General features: G+C 57.9%; 1 pseudogene. It reads left to right on the top strand.

The features are described from left to right. Positions 1 to 34 precede the first annotated feature (34 nt). Positions 35 to 228 (top strand): annotated as a pseudogene (locus NPS47_RS25605) (IS481 family transposase); the annotation flags it as partial.

Raw genomic sequence — 228 nt, 5'->3', positions numbered from 1 at the left:
CCCCAAACGGCGCTATGGCAAGAGTGCCACGCAGATGCGTGAAGCCAACGAGCCCAATCAGACGTGGTGCGCGGATTACAAAGGTCAGTTCAAAATGCTGGACGGCCAGTGGTGCTTCCCACTGACGGTCACCGATCATGCCTCGCGGATGATTCTGGCTTGTCGCGCCCATGCCAATGTCATGACCCAGCCCGTTCGTCAGACGTTTGAGCGGTTGTTCGAGGAGTT

This window comes from Pseudomonas putida (assembly GCF_028682475.1).
GTDB classification, from domain to species: domain Bacteria; phylum Pseudomonadota; class Gammaproteobacteria; order Pseudomonadales; family Pseudomonadaceae; genus Aquipseudomonas; species Aquipseudomonas putida_AG.
This window is presented reverse-complemented; position numbering and strand designations above follow the sequence as displayed.